Here is a 6,409-nt window from a genome sequence, read left to right as displayed (position 1 = left end):
CCGATTCCGCCGAAACGCGCAGCGAAACAACGCTCTACACGCTCAAGGGTCTGTTGCCGGGCAAGCGCCTTACCGCCTGGGGATTCATCGTCTTGGTGCTGGCCGCGTTCCTTGTCTGGCCGATCTATACCTGGGCGACCTGGCGCGGGGTCGAGGAGCGGCCCGACCAGTTCCACGCCGACACCATGTGGTCGGCCGGCGCGCTGAGCAACGCGCATCACGGACTCGAGAAAGATTGCCAGGCCTGTCATGTCGACGCCTTTGTCACGGTGCAGGACAAGACCTGTCTCACCTGTCACGAAGATGACGCGCACGACCATGCCGCCAAGCCGCGGCTGCTGACCGCGCGCGGTGCGCCGGAAGGTTTCGGCAAAATCGGTGCCGCTTTTGCCTCTGCCTTCAACAAGCCCCCGGGCAGGTGTGTCGAATGTCACAGCGAGCATGAGGGGGCCGGTGCTATGGAACCCACTGCGCAGAAATTCTGCGCGGATTGTCATAACGGGATGGATGCACGATTGACCGACACAAAATTGGAAAATGCGTCGGACTTCGGCATCGAACATCCGCAGTTCCGGCCGGCCGTGCTGCTCAGCCCGGGCGGCAAGAACCCGCCGCGCAAGCGCGTCTCGCTCGATGACAAGCCGACCGAATATAATGGCCTCAAATTCCCCCATAACCTGCATCTGGCGAAGACCGGCGGTGTCGCGCAAATGGGGCGGAGACTGTCGAAAGACTTTGGATTCGGACCCTCGCTCGTCTGCAAGGATTGCCACACGCCGGATCCCAAAGGCGTGCGCTTTGAACCGGTCGATATGAAGGAAGACTGCAGCATGTGCCACAGCCTCGCCTTTGATGAGATAGGCGGCACCGTGCGGACCTTGCGGCATGGCGAACCGGCAATGGTTCAGGCCGATCTCAGAGCCTATTATCGTTCCACCGGACCAAGCCGGCCGATCAATCTTGGCGGGATGACGCGCCGCCGTCCGGGCGAAAACAACGAAATCCGCGTCGCCAGCGACTATGCCCGCGCCGTCCGGTTCCGGCCGAGTCGCGCCAATATGGCGATCAGCGAAGTATTCTCGCGCGGCGGAGCCTGTTTCGATTGTCACGGCGTTACCCCGCCGACAGCCCGGGGGCGGGTGGATTATGGCATCAAGCCGGTGACGCAGACCGACCGCTATATGCAAAAGGGCTGGTTCAGCCATGACGCCCATATCGAAGAGAAATGTGAAAGCTGCCACAATGCGCCGGCCTCCAGGCAGGCCACGGATCTGCTGCTGCCGGGAATCAAGACCTGCCGCGAATGTCATGGCGGAGAATTCCAGCAAACGTCCGACGTGCCGTCGACATGCGCCATGTGCCATGATTATCACGCCGATGAGGGCGCGCCCTGGCTGATCAGGGAACAGCAGAAAGATAAACAGGTAAAGCCGGAGAAACAGATTGCCCGGCAATAGGGCAGAGGAAAAAAGGGGAGGGCGTCCATGTTGATGGCGCAGGTCACGGATATCCACCTGGGTTTCGACCCGGATAATCCGGCAGAATTCAACCGCAAGCGGCTCGATCAGGCGATCAAGACGATTTGCGCGATGACCCCGCAGCCCGATCTTTTGCTGGCAACCGGCGATCTCGTCGATCGCGGCGATCAGGAAAGCTATAGGCGGCTTGAAACCGCTCTTTCCGTGGTGCCTTTTCCGGTTCACATGTGCCTTGGCAACCACGATCTCAGGGCGCCGTTCCGCAAGCAATTTCCCGACGTTCCGGCGGCGGACGGCTTTGTCCAATATGAGGTTGATACGCCCGAACTTCGTCTGCTGTTTCTCGATACGCTGGAAGAGGGGCGTCACGGTGGCGCTTTTTGCGAAACCCGTGCCGCATGGCTGTCCGCCAGACTATCGGAGAAGCAGGACAAACCGGCGATCCTGATCCTGCACCATCCGCCCGTGGAAAGCGGCATAGAGTGGATGACCACCCATCCGGACGAGCCATGGGTCACCCGGCTGGCCGATACGGTGGCGGGCCATGATCAGGTCAAGGGCATGATCACCGGCCATTTGCACCGCAATATTTCCACCTGGTGGGGGGATATCAGTCTGGCGATCTGTGCCTCGACCGCACCGCAGGTCGCGCTCGATCTGAACCCGATTGATCCCGAACGTCCCGATGGCCGCAATATGATCGGCGCCGACCCGCCGGCCATTGCCCTGCATTATTGGAACGGCCGTCAATTGGTAAGCCATTTCGAAAATGCGGAAGACCATGTGATGCTCGCCCGCTATGACGAGAATCTGCAGCCGCTGGTGCGCGCTCTGCTGGCCGAGAGACCGGAATAGCCACATTTTTTGATGTCGTTCATCGGCAATAAACAGTCGTTCGTCTAATAATTGATTTCCAGCGCAACCTTTTTTGCGTTTCCGCTCAGCTTTGGGTAGACGGTCCCCAACTGCGCTTCGGGCGCTTTAGGGCGACCCGCGATAGCGGATCCCACATTTGGAGAAATATACATGCGATTCACGATATCCACCCGTAAAATCTTTCTGGGCGTGTCCAGCGCCGCGCTGATCGGCGCGACCGCGACACCCGCTCTCGCCGACCATCATGGAAAAAAAATGACAACAGCCGAATTGAACAGAATGAGCGCGATGCAATCCGCACCGGTTGATATCAGCGAGAATAGCGTGCTCCAGCCCTGGACCGGCCCCTATGACGGCGTGCCGGCCTGGGACAAGGTCAAGGTTTCCGACTTTCCGGCGGCTTTTCAGGCGACCATGGACAAGGTCAAGGCAGAGGTTGTCGCTATCCGCGACAATCCCGAGCCCGCGACTTTTGAAAATTTCACCGTTCCCATGGAACTCGCGGGCAATGACGCCAACGAGCTTTTTGCGATCTGGGGCGTGCATAGCAGCAACCTGTCGAACGAAGAAGTACGTGAAATTCAAGGCGAATGGTTACCCAAAGTCTCCGCTTTCTTTGACGAACTGACTCTCGATCCCAAATTGCTCGAAAAAACCAAGGCGGTCTATGACGGCCGCGCAACCGCAGGTCTGGACGATGAGCAGATGCGGCTGGTCGAGCGCAATTACGAACAGTTGGTACGCGATGGCGCTTTGCTGAAAGGCGCGGACAAGGAAAAGCTGATCGCGCTGAACACCGAATTGTCGAAAGCATTCAACGATTTTTCCAACAAGGTGCTCGCCGATGAAGAAACCTATATCTATCTGACCGACGAAGCGGATCTCGCTGGCTTGCCGAAAAGCTTTGTCGCCTCGATCAAGGCTGCTGCCGAGGCGCAGGGCAAGACCGGCTGGGCGCTGAAAAATACCCGTTCGGTGATGCAGCCCTTCCTGCAGAATTCGACTCGTCGCGATCTCCGGGAGAAAGTCTATAACGCCTATATCAATCGCGGTGACAATGGTGACGACAATGACACCAACGCGACCATCGCCAAAATCCTGAAATTGCGCGCCGACCGGGCGAAGCTTTTGGGCTTCAAGACCCATGCCCATTACCGCATGGCCGATACGATGGCGAAAGAGCCGGAAGCGGCGATGGAGCTGATGATGAAGGTCTGGCCCGCTGCGGTCGCCCGGGTGAAGGAAGAGGTCGCCGACATGCAGGCGGTTGCTGACAAGGAAGGCGCTGATATCACCATCGCGCCCTGGGACTATCGTTTCTACGCGGAAAAGGTCCGCAAGGCGAAATATGACCTCGATTCCGCCGAGATCAAACCCTATTTCAAACTCGACAATATGGTCGACGCGATGTTCGATGCGGCGGGCAAGCTTTACGGCATGACTTTCACAGAGAACACCGGAACCGTTCCGGTATTCGACCCCGAAGTGCGGACCTTTGAGGTCAAGCGCGGCGACAAGCTGGTCGGTCTGTTCTATCTCGACAATTATGCCCGCGAAGGGAAACGCTCGGGTGCGTGGATGACCACCTATCGCAGCCAATATGATCTCGGCGGCAAGAACCGCTATGTGCTGGCGTCAAACAATAATAATTTCGTCAAGGGCGGCGACGGGCAACCGACGCTGATCAGCCTCGACGATGCCTCGACGCTGTTCCACGAATTCGGTCATGCGCTGCATTATCTCAACTATGACATCACCTATCCGGGCCTCGCCGGTCCGCCGCGTGATTTCGTTGAATATCCCAGTCAGGTGAACGAGAATTGGCTGCTAACCCGCTATATTCTCGACAATTACGCCAAACATGCCGAAACCGGCGAGCCGATGCCGCAGGCACTGGTCGACAAGATCAACAAGTCGAAAACCTTCAACGAAGGCTTTTCCACGGTTGAATATCTGTCGAGTGCGATTGTCGACATGAAGCTGCACAACCGCGAAACCCCGGTCACCGACCCGGACAAGTTCGAGCGCGAGACGCTGACCGAAATCGGCATGCCGAAAGAGATCGTGATGCGGCACCGTCTGCCGCAGTTCAACCATCTGTTCTCGTCCGACGCCTATTCGGCCGGCTATTACAGCTATCTCTGGTCGGAAACGATGGATGCCGACACCTGGGCAGCCTTTGAAGAAGCGGGCAGCCCGTGGGATGCCGACACCGCCGAACGCTTCCGCTCGATCGTCCTGAGCACGGCCAATGAAACCGACCGCGGCGAAGCCTATCGCAAATTCCGCGGCCGCGATCCGGAGGTCAAATATATCCTCAAGAAGCGTGGCTTCCCGGTACCGGGTGAGAGCGCGGATGCGGGTAGCAAGGCTGACGCGGCAAAATAGGCTGCTGCGATCACGGACGACTGAAAAGGGGGCTTCTTGGCCCCCTTTTTATTCGCGCCGCCGGTGCCGGGCGATCAGAGCCTGAATTTGCAGCAACCGTTCCTCGGTCATCGAGAAGCGGAAGGTGAAGAAAAACGCGATCAGCATCAGAGGAACGATTCCGGCGGCGCCAATCCCGACCAGCGTATTGAGCACCGATTGTTCGACCGCCCCGGGTCTCATCCCCTCTTCCAGCCCCACGATATCCAGAGCGAAGCCGCCATAGAGCGGCCCCACGGCACCACCAAGCTTGGAGGTGAACTGCAGCACCGAATAGAAGCCGCCCTCCTGCCTGAGCCCGGTTTCAGCCTCATGTTCATCGGTGAGGTCGGCGGTCAGCGAGGTGATCGCAACGATCCGCAATATGAAGAAGCTCATGAAGATCGCGTTCTGGATGACCAGTATCGCGAATATCAGCATATGGCCATTGTCCGGAATCAGCTCGAGAAACCGCAGCAGATAGGGCCAGGACAAGTCGAGCAGCATGATCGCGACCGCCCATTTGACGATATCGTGCTTGGGCATCCGCCGGCCGACTGTCTTGAGAAAGACCATCGCGATCGGCACCGCGATCAGCACCGACAGGCCAAGCACCAGCCCGGTCTCGGTCGCGTCCAGTTCCCAGAAATAGGTCCAGAAGATGATATTCAGCGCAACCGTGATGCCATAGGATGCGGTCGCGCCCAGATCGTAACAGAGCACGTTGCGAAAATTTCGGTTCCGGAAGGTTGAAAGAAAATCGCTCCACAATCCCAGAAATCCGGGCGTGGACGGCGCACGCCTGGGGTCGATATGGGTATGGCCGATAAACTTCCAGGTGCCGGCGATGCACGCCGTCGCGGTGATCCAGACGATCAGCGCCGACAGCCATCCGTAGGTCGCGTAATTGCCGGCAACAAACCGGCCATCGCCGCCAGCGCCTTGGTCAAACAGAAAATAGAGACAGGTGGACGGCAGCAGCAGCGTGGTGAGAAACAGAAATGCCGTACGCTGGCCCATCAGGGCACTGCGGTCGTGATAGTCCTGGGTGATTTCCGCGACCAGTGTGTAATGCGGGATCGAAAAAAAGGTCAGCGCCGTGCGGATCCAGATTGAACAGGCCAGCAGCCACCCCGCCAGCCATAGCTGGCTCCCCAGCACAAATTCCGGCGGCGTGAACAGCGCAACAAAGCCAAGCCCCAGCGGCACGGTGCTGTAGATCATGAACGGATGTCGCCGTCCCCAGCGGCTCTTGAACCGGTCGGACCAGCTGCCCACCATCGGGTCCGACACCGCATCCCACAACAGGCTGATCGACAGCACAATCCCCGTTGCGGTCCCGCTGAGCCCCACGACCTGCGTGTAGAACAGCAGGACGAACATGATATAGGCCGCTTCCTTGACCGCATAAACCGCACCGCCGAGGCCGTAGGACAGTCGGTTGGGCAGGGTCAGGTGCAAGGGGGCGGGCTCTTGGTTGTTCACACTGGCGCCAGCGTCGCACAACAGGTCGTCTGATGCTACGGAAATTACGGTAATATATGCGCGGTTCGGTTAAACCGGAGCGCGGTTACCGGCATTATGACTGTCACCCACCAAAAAACCAAAAAGGGCGCGCCGTCGATCGAACGGCACGCCCTTCTGTTGCT

4 protein-coding genes are annotated in these 6,409 nt (G+C 58.6%); 3 read left to right on the top strand and 1 reads right to left on the bottom strand.

Annotation, left to right across the window (positions count from 1 at the left end; translation table 11 throughout):
• From ACN0SW_RS20070 to ACN0SW_RS20060, 3 genes are all read left to right on the top strand, one after another.
• Positions 1-1,457, top strand: a 1,457-nt coding sequence (locus tag ACN0SW_RS20070) for a cytochrome c3 family protein (RefSeq protein ID WP_417729671.1), incomplete at its 5' end; no start/stop codon positions are given.
• A gap of 27 nt (positions 1,458-1,484) precedes the next feature.
• Positions 1,485-2,333, top strand: a complete 849-nt coding sequence (locus ACN0SW_RS20065; RefSeq protein WP_417729670.1) for a phosphodiesterase — start codon at positions 1,485-1,487, stop codon at positions 2,331-2,333.
• Positions 2,334-2,504: 171 nt separating this feature from the next.
• Positions 2,505-4,742, top strand: a complete 2,238-nt coding sequence (locus ACN0SW_RS20060) for a M3 family metallopeptidase (RefSeq protein WP_417729669.1) — start codon at positions 2,505-2,507, stop codon at positions 4,740-4,742.
• A 48-nt stretch (positions 4,743-4,790) separates the two neighbouring features.
• Here the strand turns inward: ACN0SW_RS20060 and ACN0SW_RS20055 are convergent, their stop codons facing one another.
• Positions 4,791-6,221, bottom strand: coding sequence for an MFS transporter (locus ACN0SW_RS20055; protein WP_417729668.1), 1,431 nt, complete (start codon positions 6,219-6,221; stop codon positions 4,791-4,793).
• Between the last annotated feature and the right edge of the window lie 188 nt (positions 6,222-6,409).

It is taken from the genome of Roseovarius sp. (assembly GCF_048262375.1).
In the GTDB taxonomy this organism is placed as follows: domain Bacteria; phylum Pseudomonadota; class Alphaproteobacteria; order Rhodobacterales; family Rhodobacteraceae; genus Roseovarius.
Note: the sequence above shows the minus strand (reverse complement) of the source record. Positions and strands in the feature narration are given on the sequence as shown.

Coding starts and splice junctions, on each gene's coding strand:
- ACN0SW_RS20065 (WP_417729670.1), top strand. CDS start 1,485: ATGTTGATGGCGCAGGTCACGGATATCCACCTGGGTTTCGACCCGGAT.
- ACN0SW_RS20060 (WP_417729669.1), top strand. CDS start 2,505: ATGCGATTCACGATATCCACCCGTAAAATCTTTCTGGGCGTGTCCAGC.